The organism is Mumia sp. Pv4-285 (assembly GCF_041320275.1).
Lineage (GTDB): Bacteria > Actinomycetota > Actinomycetes > Propionibacteriales > Nocardioidaceae > Mumia > Mumia qirimensis.
The window spans coordinates 550,579-567,581 of the sequence record NZ_CP162023.1; the positions used below are offsets into that span (position 1 = coordinate 550,579).

Annotated in this window: 17 protein-coding genes and 3 tRNA genes; 12 read left to right on the top strand and 8 right to left on the bottom strand. The window is 69.6% G+C overall.

What is annotated here, in order from left to right; all coding sequences use genetic code 11:
• Positions 1 to 47: 47 nt before the first annotated feature.
• On the bottom strand, positions 48 to 1,124 hold the full coding sequence (locus AB3M34_RS02620) for a Glu/Leu/Phe/Val family dehydrogenase (protein ID WP_370617528.1): 1,077 nt from the start codon (positions 1,122 to 1,124) through the stop codon (positions 48 to 50).
• A gap of 160 nt (positions 1,125 to 1,284) precedes the next feature.
• Between AB3M34_RS02620 and AB3M34_RS02625 the strand changes: the two genes are divergently transcribed.
• Positions 1,285 to 1,518, top strand: coding sequence for a BldC family transcriptional regulator (locus tag AB3M34_RS02625; protein ID WP_370617529.1), 234 nt, complete (start codon positions 1,285 to 1,287; stop codon positions 1,516 to 1,518).
• A gap of 83 nt (positions 1,519 to 1,601) precedes the next feature.
• A complete protein-coding gene (locus tag AB3M34_RS02630) occupies positions 1,602 to 2,054 on the top strand; it encodes a hypothetical protein (protein ID WP_370617530.1) in 453 nt (150 codons plus the stop codon).
• A 100-nt stretch (positions 2,055 to 2,154) separates the two neighbouring features.
• On the opposite strand, the gene AB3M34_RS02635 is transcribed toward AB3M34_RS02630, so the two are convergent.
• From AB3M34_RS02635 to AB3M34_RS02650, 4 genes are all read right to left on the bottom strand, one after another.
• Positions 2,155 to 2,228, bottom strand: a tRNA-Phe gene (locus tag AB3M34_RS02635).
• Positions 2,229 to 2,347: 119 nt separating this feature from the next.
• Positions 2,348 to 2,956 (bottom strand): malonic semialdehyde reductase, encoded by a 609-nt coding sequence (locus AB3M34_RS02640; protein WP_370617531.1) that lies wholly within the window; start codon positions 2,954 to 2,956, stop codon positions 2,348 to 2,350.
• A gap of 128 nt (positions 2,957 to 3,084) precedes the next feature.
• A tRNA-Asp gene (locus AB3M34_RS02645) sits at positions 3,085 to 3,158 on the bottom strand.
• A 117-nt stretch (positions 3,159 to 3,275) separates the two neighbouring features.
• Positions 3,276 to 3,348, bottom strand: a tRNA-Glu gene (locus AB3M34_RS02650).
• A 103-nt stretch (positions 3,349 to 3,451) separates the two neighbouring features.
• Here AB3M34_RS02650 and AB3M34_RS02655 point away from each other — a divergent pair.
• From AB3M34_RS02655 to AB3M34_RS02680, 6 genes are all read left to right on the top strand, one after another.
• A complete protein-coding gene (locus tag AB3M34_RS02655) occupies positions 3,452 to 3,799 on the top strand; it encodes a metallopeptidase family protein (protein ID WP_370619930.1) in 348 nt (115 codons plus the stop codon).
• Positions 3,796 to 4,551, top strand: coding sequence for a pirin family protein (locus tag AB3M34_RS02660; protein ID WP_370617532.1), 756 nt, complete (start codon positions 3,796 to 3,798; stop codon positions 4,549 to 4,551). Before AB3M34_RS02655 ends, AB3M34_RS02660 begins: the two co-directional genes overlap by 4 nt.
• Positions 4,551 to 4,973 (top strand): type II 3-dehydroquinate dehydratase, encoded by a 423-nt coding sequence (gene aroQ / locus AB3M34_RS02665; protein ID WP_370617533.1) that lies wholly within the window; start codon positions 4,551 to 4,553, stop codon positions 4,971 to 4,973. The genes AB3M34_RS02660 and aroQ overlap by 1 nt, the downstream gene beginning before the upstream one ends.
• A 91-nt stretch (positions 4,974 to 5,064) precedes the next feature.
• On the top strand, positions 5,065 to 6,486 hold the full coding sequence (locus AB3M34_RS02670; protein WP_370617534.1) for an FAD-binding protein: 1,422 nt from the start codon (positions 5,065 to 5,067) through the stop codon (positions 6,484 to 6,486).
• On the top strand, positions 6,483 to 7,775 hold the full coding sequence (locus AB3M34_RS02675; RefSeq protein ID WP_370617535.1) for a class I SAM-dependent methyltransferase: 1,293 nt from the start codon (positions 6,483 to 6,485) through the stop codon (positions 7,773 to 7,775). Before AB3M34_RS02670 ends, AB3M34_RS02675 begins: the two co-directional genes overlap by 4 nt.
• A 25-nt stretch (positions 7,776 to 7,800) precedes the next feature.
• Complete coding sequence (locus AB3M34_RS02680) at positions 7,801 to 8,361, top strand: hypothetical protein (protein WP_370617536.1); 561 nt, start codon at positions 7,801 to 7,803, stop codon at positions 8,359 to 8,361.
• 53 nt (positions 8,362 to 8,414) lie between these two features.
• Here the strand turns inward: AB3M34_RS02680 and AB3M34_RS02685 are convergent, their stop codons facing one another.
• Positions 8,415 to 10,538 carry an MMPL family transporter gene (locus AB3M34_RS02685; RefSeq protein WP_370617537.1) on the bottom strand — a complete coding sequence of 708 codons (2,124 nt, stop codon included), beginning with the start codon at positions 10,536 to 10,538 and terminating at the stop codon, positions 8,415 to 8,417.
• Between the two features lie 231 nt (positions 10,539 to 10,769).
• Between AB3M34_RS02685 and AB3M34_RS02690 the strand changes: the two genes are divergently transcribed.
• From AB3M34_RS02690 to AB3M34_RS02700, 3 genes are read left to right on the top strand one after another with little or no spacing between them, the layout of a single operon-like run.
• Positions 10,770 to 12,104, top strand: a complete 1,335-nt coding sequence (locus AB3M34_RS02690; protein ID WP_370617538.1) for a sensor histidine kinase — start codon at positions 10,770 to 10,772, stop codon at positions 12,102 to 12,104.
• On the top strand, positions 12,056 to 12,700 hold the full coding sequence (locus AB3M34_RS02695) for a response regulator (RefSeq protein WP_370617539.1): 645 nt from the start codon (positions 12,056 to 12,058) through the stop codon (positions 12,698 to 12,700). Before AB3M34_RS02690 ends, AB3M34_RS02695 begins: the two co-directional genes overlap by 49 nt.
• A 47-nt stretch (positions 12,701 to 12,747) precedes the next feature.
• Positions 12,748 to 13,068 (top strand): DUF2812 domain-containing protein, encoded by a 321-nt coding sequence (locus AB3M34_RS02700; protein WP_370617540.1) that lies wholly within the window; start codon positions 12,748 to 12,750, stop codon positions 13,066 to 13,068.
• Between the two features lie 53 nt (positions 13,069 to 13,121).
• Here the strand turns inward: AB3M34_RS02700 and AB3M34_RS02705 are convergent, their stop codons facing one another.
• Together AB3M34_RS02705 and AB3M34_RS02710 are read right to left on the bottom strand one after the other, a co-directional pair.
• The gene (locus AB3M34_RS02705; protein WP_370617541.1) at positions 13,122 to 13,910 is read right to left on the bottom strand and encodes an exodeoxyribonuclease III; all 789 of its coding nucleotides are present in this window, start codon (positions 13,908 to 13,910) and stop codon (positions 13,122 to 13,124) included.
• Positions 13,911 to 13,953: 43 nt separating this feature from the next.
• Positions 13,954 to 14,526 carry a hypothetical protein gene (locus AB3M34_RS02710; protein WP_370617542.1) on the bottom strand — a complete coding sequence of 191 codons (573 nt, stop codon included), beginning with the start codon at positions 14,524 to 14,526 and terminating at the stop codon, positions 13,954 to 13,956.
• Between the two features lie 188 nt (positions 14,527 to 14,714).
• On the opposite strand from AB3M34_RS02710, the gene AB3M34_RS02715 reads away from it, so the two are divergent.
• Positions 14,715 to 16,997, top strand: coding sequence for an Orn/Lys/Arg decarboxylase N-terminal domain-containing protein (locus AB3M34_RS02715; protein WP_370617543.1), 2,283 nt, complete (start codon positions 14,715 to 14,717; stop codon positions 16,995 to 16,997).
• Positions 16,998 to 17,003 lie beyond the last annotated feature (6 nt).

The window sequence follows — 17,003 nt, forward strand, 5'->3', positions numbered from 1 at the left end:
CGTACGTGCGGCCTGGCGAGACCGGCGCACCACGTGGCAGCGGGAGGTCAGGGCAGCCAGACGCCCCGCAGTCGTGACACCTCGCGCATCCGCTGCTCGGCGATGCGGTCGGCCGCCTTCGAGGGAGCGACTCCCTCGTCCTTCGCGCGGTGCAGCACGTCGAGCGTGGTCGCCTGGATCCTGGTCGCGCGTGCCTTCGCACGGTCGAACGAGAAGCCTTCGAGCTCGTCGGCTACCTGGATCAGCCCACCGGCGTTCACGCAGTAGTCGGGCGCGTACACGATCTCGCGTTCCGACAGCAGCTCCTCCGTGCCGGTGTGAGCGAGCTGGTTGTTGGCTCCGCCGCACACGATCCGCGCACTGAGGACGGCGACCGTCTCGTCGTCGAGCGCGCCGCCGAGGGCGCACGGTGCGTACACGTCGAGCTGCTCGCGCACGAGCGTGGCCGTGTCGGCCACCGTGCGGACCGAGGGGTACAGGGTTCGAACCGCCTCGAGCGCCGACGGGTCGACGTCGGTGACGACGACGTCGGCGCCGTCCTCGACGAGGTGGCCGACGAGGTGGCGTCCGACCTTGCCGACCCCGGCGACGCCGACTGTCCTGCCCGCGAGCGACGGGCTGTCCCACACGAACTCGGCGCACGCGCGCATGCCCTGGAACACGCCGAAGGCGGTGAGCACTGACGAGTCGCCGGCACCGCCGTGCGCGGTCGTCCGACCCGTGACGTACGAGGTCTCGCGCGCGATCAGGTCCATGTCCTCGGGGAAGGTGCCGACGTCGCACGCCGTGTAGTAGCGGCCGTTCAGCGACTCCACGAAGCGCCCGTACGCCCGCAGCCGCGCCTCGGACTTGTCGCGGCGCGGGTCGCCGATGATCACGGCCTTGCCGCCGCCGAGGTCGAGCCCGGCCAGCGCAGCCTTGTACGCCATCGCGCGAGAGAGCGCGAGGACGTCGGCGAGCGCGGCCTGCTCGTCGGCGTACGGGTAGAAGCGCGTGCCGCCGAGCCCGGGCCCGAGCGCGGTGGACCACACCGCGACGATCGCCTTCAACCCGCTCTGCTCGTCCTGGCAGAACACCACCTGCTCGTGACCGCCACCGAACGGGGACACCGTCGTCGTACCCACCACAGCCAGCCTCCTCAGACGTATTCCCCCACTCTAGGGCGGCTCGTGACGTGCGCCGGTGGGTGCGATTTGTCGTAGGGAACCCAATTCGGTTACATCTCGGTACGGATTCGCGTATACCCCTCGGCTCGGGATGGGTGTGTTTGGCATCATTCACACCATGGATTCGCACTCCCCCGATGCGGAACGCCTTCTCACGCCCTCTGAGGTCGCCGCGATGTTTCGCGTCGTCCCGAAGACCGTGACCCGCTGGGCACAAGCAGGCAAGATCAGTTCTATCCGTACGCTCGGCGGTCACCGCCGTTTTCGTGAGAGCGAGGTTCGGCGCCTTCTCGCCGAGGGATTCGGCACCGACGACGACTTCGGTGCCGCTGACGAGTCCCGCGCCAGCTGACGCGGGAGGCTCGAGAACGGATCCGTACGCCGTGGTCGAGGGTCGGGGGACCTGCTGCCGCGCACGAATCGAGAGGACAGACCATGACTGACGTCCCGACGAACCGTTCTCTGCTGCTGAAGAGCCTCGGCATCGGTCTCGCGAGCGGAGGTCGCGCGTCGCTCGGACCTGCGGTCACCGCGTTCGCGAGCGATCGACCGGCGCCTGCGCGCGCCGCTGCGCTCGTCGCGGTCGCCGGGGAGCTGATCGGCGACAAGCTGCCGCGCGCCTCCAGCCGGCTCAAGGCCCCGTCACTGTCCGGTCGCGTCCTCAGCGGCGCCGGGACGGGGGCCTTCCTGGCGCGCTCTGCCGGGGAGCCGGTGCTGGTCCCCGCGGCCGTCGCCGGTGGCGCAGCGGTGGTCGGCTCGTTCGCCGGTCTGGCCTGGCGCCGGGCGTGGGCGCGCACCGGACGCCCCGATCTGCCTGCCGCAGTCGTCGAGGATGCCGTCGTGATCGGGCTCGCGTACGCCGTCTACCGCGCGACGTCGTCCCGCTGACCGTCGCGGTCCTGCGTCACCGAGCGGAGCCGTACGACTCCGCGGTCGAGGTCGACACGCCGAAGGCCCGCAGACGTCATGTCTGCGGGCCTTCGTGGTGTGGCCAGGGCCGGGGTCGAACCGGCGACCTTCCGCTTTTCAGGCGGACGCTCGTACCAACTGAGCTACCTGGCCGTTGCCGGTGGCCGTCGGAACGGCACCTGAACAACGATGCGCCCGGGGCGACCCGGGCGAGCACCACTATACAAGGCGGTCCCGGCCGGTGAGAAACCGGCCGCGGCAGTGCGATCGGCTCAGAGGACGGTGATGACGTCGGCGTCGTCGAGACGCGGTAGCCGGTCGAACCAGCTGCTCTCGGTGGGGTGGCCGATGTTGGCGACGACCAGCGTCTTCCGGTTCGTGCCTGCATGGAACTCGGCGTCGATGCCCGCGCCGTCGAAGCCGGTCATCGGGCCGGCGTACAGTCCTGCAGCTCGGACGCCGATGATGAAGTAGCCGATCTGGAGCCCGGCGTTGAGGTCTGCCATCGCGGTCCGGTTGTCGGCGGCGTCGTGCAGGACGTCGCGCATGTGGGGCGCGTGGGGCAGCACGGTCGGGAGGAACTCGTGGAAGTCGGCGTCGGAGGCGAGGATCGCGACGACCGGTGCGCTCGCGGTCTTCGCGCGGTTGCCTTCGGCCATGTGGGGAAGCAGCCGGGCGCGGGCCTCGTCGCTGGTGATCAGAGTGATGCGCAGAGGCTGGCCGTTCATCGCGGTCGGACCGTACTTCACGAGGTCGTAGACGGCGCGGATCTCGTCCGCCGTCACCGCCTCGTCCGTGAAGGCGTTGGCGGTGCGGGCCTCGCGGAACAGGAGATCCTGTGCGGCGCGCGGCAGAGTGAGCTCAGGCAGGGTGACGGGCATAGTGGTTGAAACGTGCATCACAAAAGGTGCATTCCGCAACTATTTGTGACAGTGGCCACGTGTCCGACGCGACCAGACCAGAGAAATGACGAGAGGCCCGCACCGAAGTGCGGGCCTCTCGATCGATGCGACCCTGACGAGACTCGAACTCGCGACCTCCGCCGTGACAGGGCGGCGCGCTAACCAACTGCGCCACAGGGCCAATCTTTAGTTGTCGCACCGCTCAGCGGTGCGAGCACCACTTTAGCGGACGCCTCTCGCGACTCCAAAATCGGGGGGTGCCTCGTGGGCACTCGCCCTGGAGCAGACCGAGAGAGGGTGCCCCCAACGGGATTCGAACCCGTGCTACCGCCTTGAAAGGGCGGCGTCCTAGGCCACTAGACGATGAGGGCGTCCCGTCCGCGACGCGCACGGACGGTTCATCGTACGGGGATGCGCGCCGTGTCGCCAAAGCCGGGCAGGTGCTGTGGTGCTCTCGGGCAGACTGGAGCCGTGATGGAGATGTCGCAGGACAGGTTCGCCGAGCTCGTCGAGCAGGCCTTCGACGCGCTGCCCGAGGACCTCACCGGTCTCCTCGAGAACGTCGTGCTGCTCATCGAGGACGACGCACCCGACGATGACCCCACGCTGCTCGGCCTGTACGACGGGGTGCCGGTCACCGAACGCACCTCGGCGTACGGCGGCGTCCTGCCCGACCGCATCACGATCTACCGCAACCCGACCCTCGCGATCTGCGACGTCGAGGACGACGTGGTGGAGGAGGTCGGCATCACGGTCGCGCACGAGATCGCGCACTACTTCGGCATCGACGACGACCGCCTGCACGAGCTGGGGTACGCGTGAGGGTCTTCCGTCGTCGGCGTGACTCCGAGCCGCGCCGCGCGCTGCAGGTCGTTCGTTCCGACGAGCGCTTCGAGACGTGCCGCGACGGGATCACGACGCGGCACAGCTTCTCGTACGGAGACCACTACGACCCCGACAACGTGGCGTTCGGTCCGCTCCGCGCGGTCAACGAGGAGCGGCTCGATCCGGGGGCGGGCTACGAGAGCCACCGGCACAGCGACGTCGAGATCGTCACCTGGGTGCTCGACGGTGCTCTCGCGCACGAGGACTCGACCGGCACCCGCGGCGTGGTCCGCCCGGGGGAGGTGCAGCACGTCAGTGCGCGATCCGGTGTCGAGCACACGGAGCGCAACGCGTCACCGACCGAGCCGCTCCGATTCCTCCAGATGATGCTGGCGCCGGCCGACGCCGAGCTCGCCGATCCCGATCCGGGACCACCGGCGTACCGGCAGTGGGATCTCCAGGGTGCGCGCGGCTACCTGCTCGAGGTGCTGCGGCTCCGCGACGCTGTGACGCTGCTCGCGGCGCTGCTCGACGGCGGGGACGTCGTGGACCTGCCGTCCGACGGAGCGGTGCACCTGCAGGTCACGCGCGGCCGCGTCGAGGTCGAGGGCGAGACGCTCGACGCCGGCGACGTCGTGCGCGTGACGGGCGAGGGGCGCGTGCGTGTGAGCGCAGAGACGTCGTCCGAGATACTGGCCTGGCACTTTCACGCCGAGCGAGCGCCCGGCGACGACCAAGGAGCAACGTGATGGCCACCGTCCTCGTCCTCAACGGCCCGAACCTCAACCGCCTCGGGCTGCGCGAACCGACGGTCTACGGTGACCGGACCTACGACGACCTGGTCGCGCTGTGCCACGCCGCTGGGGCAGAGGTCGACCTCACCGTCGAGGTGCGCCAGACGAACAGCGAGGCCGAGATGATCGGCTGGCTCCACGACGCGGCCGACGCCGGCAGCCCGGTCGTCATCAACGCGGGCGCCTGGACGCACACGTCGATCGCCATCCGCGACGCAGCCGCGATGCTGACCGCGCCGCTGGTCGAGGTGCACATCACCAACGTGCACACGCGCGAGGAGTTCCGCCACCACTCGTACCTGTCCTCGGTCGCCACGGGCGTGATCGTGGGGCTCGGCTTCGAGGGTTACGCAGCCGCGCTGCGGTTCCTCGCGTAGTCGAGGGCGCAGGTTACTCCACACGTTTCGGGTTGAGACATTGCGGACACCGATCTAGCGGGTGTCCGTGGTCGTGCTTAGTCTGAGCATCGTGAACGACCTCGTCGGACATCAGGCCCACGACGACGCCGTGCGCAGGCTGCGTGCCTCGTACGACGCCATCCCCGACGGTGCGCCCGTGAGGTTGGCGAAGCGCACCACCAACCTCTTCCGGCCGCGCGACGCGACCGACGCACCCGGTCTCGACGTCAGCGGGCTCACGGGCGTCATCAGCGTGGACATCGATCCAGCGTCGGGCGAGGCGACCGCGGACGTGCAAGGCATGTGCACCTACGAGGACCTCGTCGCCGTGACGCTGGCCCGCGGCTACATCCCGTACGTCGTGCCCCAGCTCCGCACGATCACCCTCGGCGGTGCGGTCACCGGGCTCGGCATCGAGGCGACGTCGTTCCGCAACGGTCTCCCGCACGAGTCCGTCGTCGAGATGGACGTCTTCACCGGAGCGGGCGAGGTCGTCACCTGCAGCCGCGAGGTCGAGAGCGATCTGTTCCTCGCCTTCCCCAACTCGTACGGCACGCTCGGATACTCGACGCGCATCCGCATCCTCCTGGAGAAGGCGCCGGGCTGGGTGCGGCTGCGCCACCTGCGCTTCGACGACACGGTCGCAGCCGCGACCGCGATCGCCCGGATCGTCGCCGACCGCAGCGACCACGGCACGCGCGTCGACGCGATCGACGGCACGGCGTTCAGCCCCGGCGAGATCTACCTGACGCTCGCCGAGTTCACCGACGCCGACCCGAGCACCACCGGTCAGGACGTCAGCGACTACACCGGTCAGCAGGTCTACTACCGGTCCGTGCGCGAGCGGAGCACCGACGCGCTCACGATGGCCGACTACCTCTGGCGCTGGGACACCGACTGGTTCTGGTGCAGCGGTGCGTTCGGTGCGCAAAATCCGTTGATCCGACGGGTGTGGCCGCGGAAGTATCGTCGGAGTGACGTCTACCAGCGCATCGTCGGACTCGACACGAAGTACGCGCTCGCTCACAAGCTCGACCGCATCAAGCGCAACGGCGTCGCCAAGCGCGAGCGCGTCATCCAGGACATCGAGGTCCCGGTCGACCGCCTCGCCGAGTTCCTCACGTGGTTCGACGACGAGGTCGGCATGCGCCCCGTGTGGCTGTGCCCGCTGCGGTTGCGTGAGCCCGACGGTCCCGGCAGCACGACCCGCTGGCCGCTCTACCCGCTCGAGCCGTCGACGACGTACGTCAACGTCGGCTTCTGGGGCACGGTCGCGGTGCCGGCCGACGCGCCCGCCGGCATGGTCAACCGACGCGTCGAGGACCAGGTGCACGCCCTCGGCGGACACAAGTCGCTCTACTCGGAGGCGTTCTACGACGCCGACACGTTCGCAGAGCTCTACAACCTTCCCCACCTCGCCGAGGTGAAGTCCACGTACGACCCCAAGGACCGGTTGACCGGCCTGTACGAGAAAGCGGTGAAGCGGCGATGACGACCATGACGAAGACGACGATCACCCTGGGCGAGGCCTTCGAGCGCCTCGTTCCCGGCGGTGTGTCGTTCCGGTTCGAGGGATACGACGGCAGCACCTCCGGCCCCCCGGACGCACCCATCACGGTCCGCCTCCTCAACGAGCGCGGACTCTCCTACATCATGAGCGCCCCAGGCGACCTCGGGTTCGCCCGCGCGTACGTCACCGGTGACCTCGAGATCGACGGTGCCCACCCGGGCGACCCGTACGACGCGCTGGTGCACCTCATGGACAAGACCCGGCTGCGTGCCCCGTCGGCGGCCGAGACGTTCCGCATCGTGAAGGCGCTCGGGCTCTCCCACCTCGTCCCGCCGCCGCCTCCGCCGCAGGAGCACCTGCCGCGCTGGCGCCGCGCGCTCGAGGGACTCCGGCACTCCAAGTCCCGTGACGCGGTCGCGATCCATCACCACTACGACGTGTCCAACCGGTTCTACGAGCTCGTTCTCGGCCCGTCGATGACCTACACCTGCGCGGTGTTCCCGAAGGCCGGCTCGTCCCTGGAGGAGGCGCAGTTCGAGAAGTACGACCTGGTCTGCCGCAAGCTCGACCTCCAGCCGGGACAGCGTCTCCTCGACATCGGGTGCGGGTGGGGCGGCATGGTCCGTCACGCCGCGAAGCACTACGGCGTCAAGGTCATCGGCGCCACGCTCTCGGAGCAGCAGGCGCTGTGGGCGCAGGAGGCGATCGTGCGCGAGGGCCTATCGGACCTCGCCGAGGTCCGGTTCTCCGACTACCGCGACATCACGGAGACCGGCTTCGACGCGATCAGTTCGATCGGTCTGACCGAGCACATCGGTGTCCAGAACTACCCCGCCTACTTCGGGTTCATCCGCGACCACCTCAAGGTCGGCGGCCGCCTGCTCAACCATTGCATCACCCGCCCCGACAACCGCACGCGCGCATCGGCCGGGCACTTCATCGACAGGTACGTGTTCCCGGACGGCGAGCTGACCGGGTCCGGCAAGATCATCACGGAGGTCCAGGACGCGGGGCTGGAGGTGCAGCACGAGGAGAACCTCCGCATGCACTACGCGATGACGCTGCGCGACTGGAACCGCAACCTGCGAGACAACTGGGACGAGGCCGTCGCCGAGGTCGGCCTCGGCACCGCGAAGGTGTGGGGTCTCTACATGGCCGGGTCGCGACTCGGTTTCGAGCGCAACTCGATCCAGCTGCACCACGTGCTCGCGACGAAGACGGACCCGTCGGGCGAGACGACCTTCCCGCTGCGGCCGACGTGGGGGAGCTGACCCGCGGCTCCCGTACGCTGCGCACGTGACGAGCTTTGACACCGGCGACGCCGTAGCCCACGACGTCGTCGGCGTCGTGCGCTACCGGTTCGATCAGCTCCCGACGTACGAGCGGCGGTTCGGCAGGTCGATCGCGGTGAATACGTTCTTGCTCGGCTTCGTGCTGGTGATCGCCCTCGCTTGGCTCGTCGTCGTGCCGGCGTTGGGCTCGGTCGCGCTGGTCCCCGGCTTGTTGTTCCTGCTCGTGGGGGCGATACCGGCGTACACCCTGGCGTCCATGCGTCGGTTCCGTCGTGGGCTGCCGCGACCGGGAGGGCCCGACGTCGCTGTCGTCGTACGCCGGTCCGGCCTCGACCTGGCTTGGCCTGACCTCGGTCCGACCCGGCTGACGAGCCTGACGTGGGGTGACATCGCCGCCGTCGACCAGCGACGGGTGCGTGCCGTCAGCGTGCTACGCGTCCGCACCCGTCGCCGGCCGGCGGGCTCGTGGTGGCGTGTCGCGTACATCCCGCAAGACCTCCTCGACACCTCGGTCGACCTCGTCGTCCGTGACGTGCACACCCTCACCCGTACGAACGGGACGTGAGGGATTGCGCCCGGTGTGCGGGCGCAATCCCTCAGGATCGGTCGGACAGAAGGTCAGGCGGCGGCGCCCACCTCCCGGCGGTCCGGCGCGCGCAGCCTGCCGAGGCGCTTGTCGAGCACGAGCAGCGCCGCCGGCAGGAGCACCAGCCGTACGATCGTGGCGTCGACCAGGATCGCGACCGACAGACCGACACCCATCTGCTTCATCTCGAGCATGGACAGCGTCGCGAACACGGCGAACACGGACACCATCACCGCTGCGGCGCTCGTGACGACGCTCGCGGTCTCGCGCACGCCGTACTCGACGGCGAGCCGTGTCGACAGCCCACGCCGCATCCCCTCACGGATCCGGCTCATGACGAACACGTGGTAGTCCATCGAGAGCCCGACCAGGACGACGAAGCAGAACAGCGGCACCCAGTCGACGAGGAAGCCCGGCGACGTGAAGTCGAGGATCCCCTCCGCCCACGTGTTCTGGAAGACCAGCGTCATCACGCCGAACGCCGCACCGACCGACAGCAGGTTGAGCCCGGTCGTGAGCAGGGCGACCGTCCCGCTGCGGAACACGAACCACATCATCAGCAGCGTCAGCAGCAGGACGAACCCGACGACGAGCGGCAACGCGTCGCGCTGCGCATCCTGGGCGTCCATCGTGGTCGCGACGTCGCCGCCGATAGCCCACTCGGACACGTCGGCGCCCGCCAGCGCGTCGGGGACGACGGTGTCCCGAAGCTCGGTCACCGCGTCCTCGTTCGCCATGTCACCCTCAGCGCCGACCGCGGTCAGTCGCAGGAGCGACGTACGCCCGTCGGACGAGACCTCGACCGGCTCTGCCGCCGCCGCGAGCCCGTCCGCCTGCGCCTGCGATCCGATCTCCTCCAGCGCAGCCGTCGCCGCGCCTGCGTCTGCGGCGGCCCCGGTGCGTGCGACGACCTCGATGGTCGACCGCTCCGCCGGGAAGTGCTGCTGCACCTGCTGGTACGTCTCCACCGCCGCGATGTCCTGCGGCAGGGTGTCGAGGTTGCCCTGGTGGAGCGTCATGCCGAGCGCCGGTGCGGAGAGGGCGACCAGGACCCCGAGCGACAAGGCCAGCGACGTCTTCGGGTGCTCCAGGACCGGGGCGATCAGGCGCTTGCTGATGCCACCCGTGCCGAGCCGGGCATTGAGCCGCCACAGCCCCGGGACACGCGGGCGGTCGACCCACCGCCCCAGCTTGGCGAGCAGGGCCGGGAGGACGGTGACCGAGCCCAGCATCGCGACCGCGACGACGAGCATCGCTCCGACCGCGAGACCGGCGAACACCGTGTCACGGGTGAGCAGCAGGCCGGACATCGCGACGATGACGGCCAGGCCGGCGACGATGACGGCGCGACCTGACGTGGCCGCGGCGATCTCGATCGCATCGAGCGTCGTCGCACCCTTGCGACGCTCCTCGCGTTCACGCTTGAGGTAGAAGAGCGAGTAGTCGACGCCGACAGCCATCCCGATCATGAGGATCACGCTCGCCACGGTCCCGGAGTCGGGGATCAGCACGGAGACCACCGCGTACAGGCCCATCGCCGTCAGCACGCACGAGAAGGCGAGCGCCACGGGGATCACTGCCGCGATCAGCGCCCCGAACGCGACGATCATGATGAGGAACGTGATCGGCAGGCTCCTGGACTCGCCAGAGGCAAGATCCTCCCCGACGCGTTCGTCGACCTGGTTGTCGATCGACGTCCCGCCCGACTGCGCGATCTCGAGCTCGGGGTTGGCGCCCGCCACCGTCGCGGTCGAGTCCTGCAAGAGCTCGACGGTCGCGTCGAGATCGACGCCCTTCGCGAGCGTGATCGGCACGAGCATGGCCGAGCCGTCCTCGGACCACACCGGCGGTCCGACGTCGCCGACGTGGGCGATGCCCTCGGCTCCGGTGCGGATCGACTCGTACGCCCCCTCGGCCGCCGTGCGGTCGAGAGTTCCGCCGTCGGCAGTGACGAGGACGACCTCGCTGGGTGCCTCGTCGAGGTCGGCCTGACGGATCAGCTCGGCCGCACGGCCCGACTCGCCGACTCCGTAGTCGTCGTCACCCATCGACTGGGTGGGGACGACGGCCATGAGTGCCATGGCACCGACGACCAGCGCGAGCCAGAGCGAGAGTGCACTCCACGGATGGGTGGCGCTCCAGCGGGAGATGCGCACGACCGGCGATCGTCGTGACGGTCGTCCGCGGCCCGGCTCCGTCTGTGTGGGCTGATTCGGATCTGGCTGCGGAGGTGCTGCTGTGGTGGTCATGATGGCCTCTCGGTTCGGGTTGTCTCCTCCGCCTTCGACGATTCCGGCTCGCGCGTCGGCGTACAGGGGTCCGAGGACCCGAACCGAGGTGGTGCTAGGTCCACTGTCCCGAGCGCCTCGGGCACGCAGAGTGGGAGCATGACGACGACCGCCCTCGCAGGAGAGACGATGAGCACCCCGATCGACGACCCGTACCCGCTGCCGCCCCGGCGCCGGCCCTCGCCGCTGGCGCTCACCGGGCTCGCGCTCGTCTATCTCATCCTCGGGATCCCGACGCTGGTGGTCCTGATCGTGGTCACCGTGGCGATCCCGTTCGTGGCCCTGGGCATCGGGGTTCCCGTGCTCGTGATGTTCGTGCCGTTCCTTCGACAGCTCGCGCGCATCCACCGCTACTTCGCCTCGCAGGTCCTGCGGACCCCGGTCCCCAGTCCGTACCACCCGCGCACGTCCCAGGGCGTGAAGATCGTCGTCCAAGACTGGGCACGGGACCCGGCACGATGGCGCGACCTCGGGTGGGCGTACGTGTCGACGACGCTCGGCTGGCTGCTGTCGCTGATCCCGGTGACGCTGCTGCTCGGCGTCGTCTGGTTCGCGATCTTCCCGTTCATCTACTGGGTGACGCCGGCGGGCGTCTTCGACATGGACTGGTGGGTCGTCCAGGTCCACGACCAGCAGTCGTCGTTCTCGATGTGGATCGCCGCCGGCGTGTGCGCTCTGGTGTGGTGGCTCCTCACGCCGCCGGTCAGCCGGGCCCGGGCACGGCTGGACCTCGGTCTCCTGTCACCGACGCGGTCCGAGCTCGAGAGGCGGCTCATCGAGGTCTCCGCATCGCGGTCCGAGACCATCGACCACTCGGCGGCCGAGCTGCGCCGCATCGAGCGCGACCTCCACGACGGTGCGCAGGCGCGGCTCGTGTCATTGGGGATGAGCCTCGGTCTCGCCGAGCAGCTCCTCACGACAGACCCCGCCGCTGCCGCACGCCTGATCGAGGAGGCACGCGCGACGACGACCTCGGCGCTGGGCGACCTGCGGTCGGTCGTCCGCGGGATCCACCCGCCGGTGCTGGCCGATCGCGGTCTCGTCGGGGCCGCCCAGGCGCTCTCGCTCGACATCGCGGTCCCGACCTCGTTCGCGGCCGTCGTGCCCGGTCGCGCTCCGGAACCAGTCGAGACAGCGATGTACTTCGCGGTCGCCGAGGCGCTCGCGAACGTCGTCAAGCACGCTCACGCGAGCGCCGCGTCCGTCGACCTCTCGTACGACGGGATGCGACTCCGCGCGGTGGTCGCCGACAACGGAGACGGGGGCGCCGATCCCGCCGCCGGGACCGGACTCACGGGGGTGAGTCGCCGGCTGGCCGCGTTCGACGGCACGATGGTGGTCGAGAGCCCCGCTGGGGGACCGACCGTCGTCACCATGGAGCTGCCGTGCGTGTTGTCATCGCCGAAGACCTCGCCCTCCTCAGAGACGGACTGACCCGTCTCCTCGAGGCCAACGGGTTCACGGTCGTCGCGGCCGTCGACAACGCGCCGTCCCTGGCGAAGGCGCTCCGGGAGATCGACGTCGACGTCGCGGTGGTCGACGTCCGGATGCCGCCGACGTTCACCGACGAAGGGCTGCGTACGGCGATCGACGCCCGCGCCGCGCGGCCGGGCCTGCCGGTGCTGGTGCTGTCGCAGTACGTCGAGCAGCTGTACGCCCGCGAGCTGCTGTCGTCGGGCGAAGGGGCGGTCGGCTACCTGCTGAAGGACCGGGTCGCCGACGTCGAGCGGTTCGTCGACGCGGTGCGTCACGTCGCCGACGGCGGCACGGTGCTCGACCCGGAGGTGGTGTCGGTGCTGCTCTCGAAGGCGGCGGCGAACCGACCCGTGGACCGCCTGACCGAGCGGGAGCGCGAGGTGCTCGGCCTGATGGCGGAGGGCCGCTCCAACGCGGCGATCGCCGGGCGGCTCTTCGTCACCGAGAAGGCGATCGCGAAGCACACGAACTCGATCTTCGCCAAGCTCGACCTCCCGGTGTCCGAGGACGACAACCGCCGGGTCCTCGCCGTCCTCGCCTACCTCCAGGGGTGACGCGTGTTCACGGAGCGGCCGCGACCACGCTCCGTCACGATGGAACCATGAGCAAGGACACGCGTTCGTACTGGTTCATGCCGTACAGGATCCGGCAGCCCGAGCTTCTCGAGGTGTGGCTCGAGGACCAGGCCCAGCTGGGATGGGTCGCGGAGCACTTCAGCACCGTGAGCGCGATCCGGCTGACGCTCCACCGCCGGGAGGACGCGCCCACCTACCGGTACGCGATCGATCCCCGGACGTTCCCCAACACGCAGGAGGACGACCTCCTGTCCGCTGCCGGGTGGGAGGACCTCGGCTCGCTGGCCGGCAAGGACGTCTGGCGTGCCCCGTACGAGGGCGAGCGTCCGGACTTCCTGTTCCGCTGAGCTTCCCCGCTGGTCCTCGACCAGCGGTGTGGGGTGGCCTCGACCAGCGGGGGTCAGGCCAGGTCGACGACGACGGGTGCGTGGTCGGACGCGCCCTTGCCCTTGCGCTCTTCGCGGTCGATCGAGCCGCCGCTGACGCGCGCGGCCAGCGCCGGCGTACAGAGTGCGAAGTCGATCCTCATGCCCTCGCGGCGCGGGAACCGCAGCTGCGTGTAGTCCCAGTAGGTGAACGTGCCGGGCCCGGGCGTGTGCGGACGGACCACGTCGGCGTAGCCGGAGTCCTCGAACGCCGCGAACGCCTCGCGCTCCAGCTTGGAGACGTGGGTCCTGCCCTCGAACTTCGCCATGTCCCAGACGTCCTCGTCGCGGGGCGCGATGTTCCAGTCGCCCATCAATGCGATCTGCGCTGCGGGGTCGTCGGCCAGCCAGCCGGTGGCGTCGGCGCGCAGCTGATCGAGCCACTGCAGCTTGTAGGCGTAGTGGGGGTCATCGAGCGTGCGTCCGTTGGGGACGTAGAGCGACCAGATGCGTACGCCGCCGCAGACCGCCGAGATCGCACGCGCCTCTGCGGCCGCGGGGTCGCCCCAGGTCGGCATGTCGGCGAACCCGATCTGGACGTTGTCGAGGCCGACACGAGAGATGACCGCGACGCCGTTCCACTGTGACAGTCCGTGGTGCGCCACCTCGTAGCCCGCGGCGAGCAGCGAGAGCTCAGGGAACTGGTCGTCGCGGCACTTGGTCTCCTGGATCGCCAGGACATCCACGTCGCTGCGCTCGAGCCATGCGGCCACACGGTCGATGCGTGAACGGATGGAGTTGACGTTCCAGGTGGCGATCCGCATGGGTACGACCGTACCCGCCGGTCCAGACGGGTACGGTCGCGCGTCACGCTCTGCCGTAGTTCAAGGTCAGCCTGTCCACGAGCCCGCCGTACGCGGCGTCGTCGTACACCTCGATGCGGACGTCGGTCGTCTCAGGGAGGTCGAGGTCGATCACGCGATGGTCGAGCTTGGCGCTCGTCCCCGGCGGCCGGTAGTCGCCGAGTGAGCGGTTGGTGTCGTCGTTGACGATCCGGAACCAGAGGGTGTCGCCGTCATTGCTGGTGTCGTAGATCCAGACCTTCTCGCCGTACGGGTGGAACTCGACCTTCCCCCGCAGCACACCCTTCGTGTAGATCTCGGTCTTGGCAGCCGCTGCCTGGTACGGAGGGCCGCCACCGTCGCGCTGGAAGAACGTGCCGTCGGCACTGTCGGGGACCGAGCAGCCTCCGTTGACCTTGTAGACGTACTTGGCCTGGCTGGGGTGGTTGACCTCGCAGGTGCTCGTGTCGATGACCTGCACGTTGTTGACCCGGACGTCGCCGTACGCATCGGCGGGCGATGCCAGGAGCGTCCCGGCGAGGACGGTCGCGCCGACGGCTGCCGCGACACGCGCAAGGTTCGTGGTGGTGCGATGCATGGGTTTCTCCCCAGTTGGTGGTGCGGACCCTGCGACAGTGGCGCGGTCGTCTTTCACCACGCTTTCGCCGCGTTTTCACGCGGCGGCGCTGGGCGCGTCGGACCACGCTTTCGTCGCGTACGATCGGTGGGGAAGTGGCGTCGATGCAGGAGGATTTCCGGCGAATGGGCGATCTGGCCGAAGCAAGCATGACCGCACGGACCATCAAGGTCCTCATCGTCGACGAGCGTCCGCAGACGTCCACCGCGCACGAGGAGATGCTCCGCCGCGTGGTCCAGGAGCTCGAGCGCATCGACGTACGGACCGAGTTCGCGCCCAGCCCCGACGATGCGGTGCTGCGGGTGGCATCGGATGCCTCGCTGTGCGCCGTGATCGCCGATGCCGGAGGTGACTCGGACCACCATGCCGCCCACGTCGAGCCCGACCGGCTCACGACCTTCCTGGCCGGCGTGCGTGCCCGCAACGCCGACCTGCCCGTCTTCGTGATGACCGGCACGCGCGGAGCGGACACCCTCGACACGTCGGTGCTGCGCGAGGTCGACCAGCTGATCTACCTGCTCGACGACACGCCCTCGTGGATCGCGGGCCGGATCCGCAACGCGGCTGAGCGCTACCGGCAGGACGTGCTCCCGCCGATGTTCGGCGCGCTGGTGGCGTTCTCGCGCAAGCACGAGTACTCCTGGCACACCCCCGGCCACGAGGGTGGTGCCGCGTTCCTCCGCTCGCCCGCGGGGCGCGCGTTCTGGGAGTTCTTCGGCGAGCAGACGTTCCGCTCCGACCTCTCCGTCTCGGTCCACGAGCTCGGATCGCTGCTCGACCACTCCGGTCCCATCGGTGAGGCGGAGCGACGTGCTGCCACGATCTTCGGCGCCGACCGCACCTACTTCGTCACCAACGGCACCTCGACCTCCAACCGGGTCCTGCACCAGGCATCGGTCGTCGCAGGCGACGTCATGGTGCTCGACCGCAACGCTCACAAGTCGATCGAGCAGGCGGCGACCCTCACCCACGGCGTACCGGTCTATCTGACGACGACACGCAACCACCTCGGAATCATCGGGCCCGTCCCGCCGAGCGAGCTGACCCGCGCCGCGGTCGCCGCGAAACTCGTGGCGTCGCCGCTCGTAGAAGACCCATCCGTGCGTCCGGTGATCGCGATGATCACCAACTCCACGTACGACGGGCTGCTCTACCACGTGCCGACCGTCGAGCAGACCCTCGGCGAGCACATCGACCGGCTCCACTTCGACGAAGCCTGGTACGGCTACGCCGCCTTCCACCCGATCTACGCGGAGCGGTTCGCGATGCACACCGGCGAGCGTGCCCCCGATGCGCCGACGACGTTCGCGACGCAGTCGACGCACAAGCTGCTCGCGGCGCTCTCGCAGGCCTCGTACCTGCACGTGCGCAACGGCAGGAACCCCGTCGAGCACGACCTCTTCAACGAGGCGTACATGATGCACGCCTCGACCTCCCCGCTCTACTCGATCATCGCCTCCAACGACGTGTCCGCCGCGATGATGTCGGGGCGTGGCGGCCCGCTGCTGACCGGCATCTCGATCCAGGAGGCGGTCGCGTTCCGGCGGACGCTCGCCCGCGTCGCCGCCGAGACGGCCGAGGACGACTGGGCCTTGCTGCCGTGGCAGCCCGAGACGGTGACTCAGGCCGACGGGTCGAAGGTGCGTTTCGAGGACGCCGACGAGGAGTGGCTGCGCAGCTCGCCGGAGCCGTGGCTGCTGCGGGCGGGCGACGACTGGCACGGCTTCGACCTGCCCGACGCCTACGCGATGCTCGACCCGATCAAGGTCACCGTCGTGACGCCGGGTGTGAAGGAGGACGGGTCGCTGGCCGCCTTCGGGGTGCCGGCGCCGATCCTGTCGGAGTACCTCGAGCAGCAGGCGTCGATCGTCGTCGAGAAGACCCAGTCGTACTCGATCCTGCTGCTCTTCTCCATCGGCGTCACCCGCGGCAAGTGGGGCTCGCTGGTCACGACGCTGATGTCGTTCAAGCGCGACCTCGACGCGAACCGGCCGCTGGAGCAGGTCCTGCCGGCGACGTACGCGGCCGACCCGCGCCGGTATGCCGGGATAGGGCTGCGCGACCTCGCCTTGGAGCAGCACGCAGCCATCGCCCGTACGCGGATGCTCGCTCTCCAGCGGGAGGCGTTCGGAGCCCATCCCGAGCCGGTGATCACGCCGGTCGAGGCATACGCGCACGTGGTGCGGGGCACCGTCGATGCCGTGCCGCTCGACGAGCTCGCCGGGCGCACCCTCGCGATCGGGGTCGTCCCGTACCCGCCCGGCATCCCGCTGGTGATGCCGGGCGAGTCCGTCGGACCGGCGGACGGGCCGTTCCTCGCCTACCTGCGAGCGCTGGAGGACTTCGACCGGCACTTCCCCGGGTTCGAGCACGAGACGCACGGCGTCCAGGTCGTGGACGGACGGTACGTCGCCCGCTGCGTGCGCGAATGACCGACG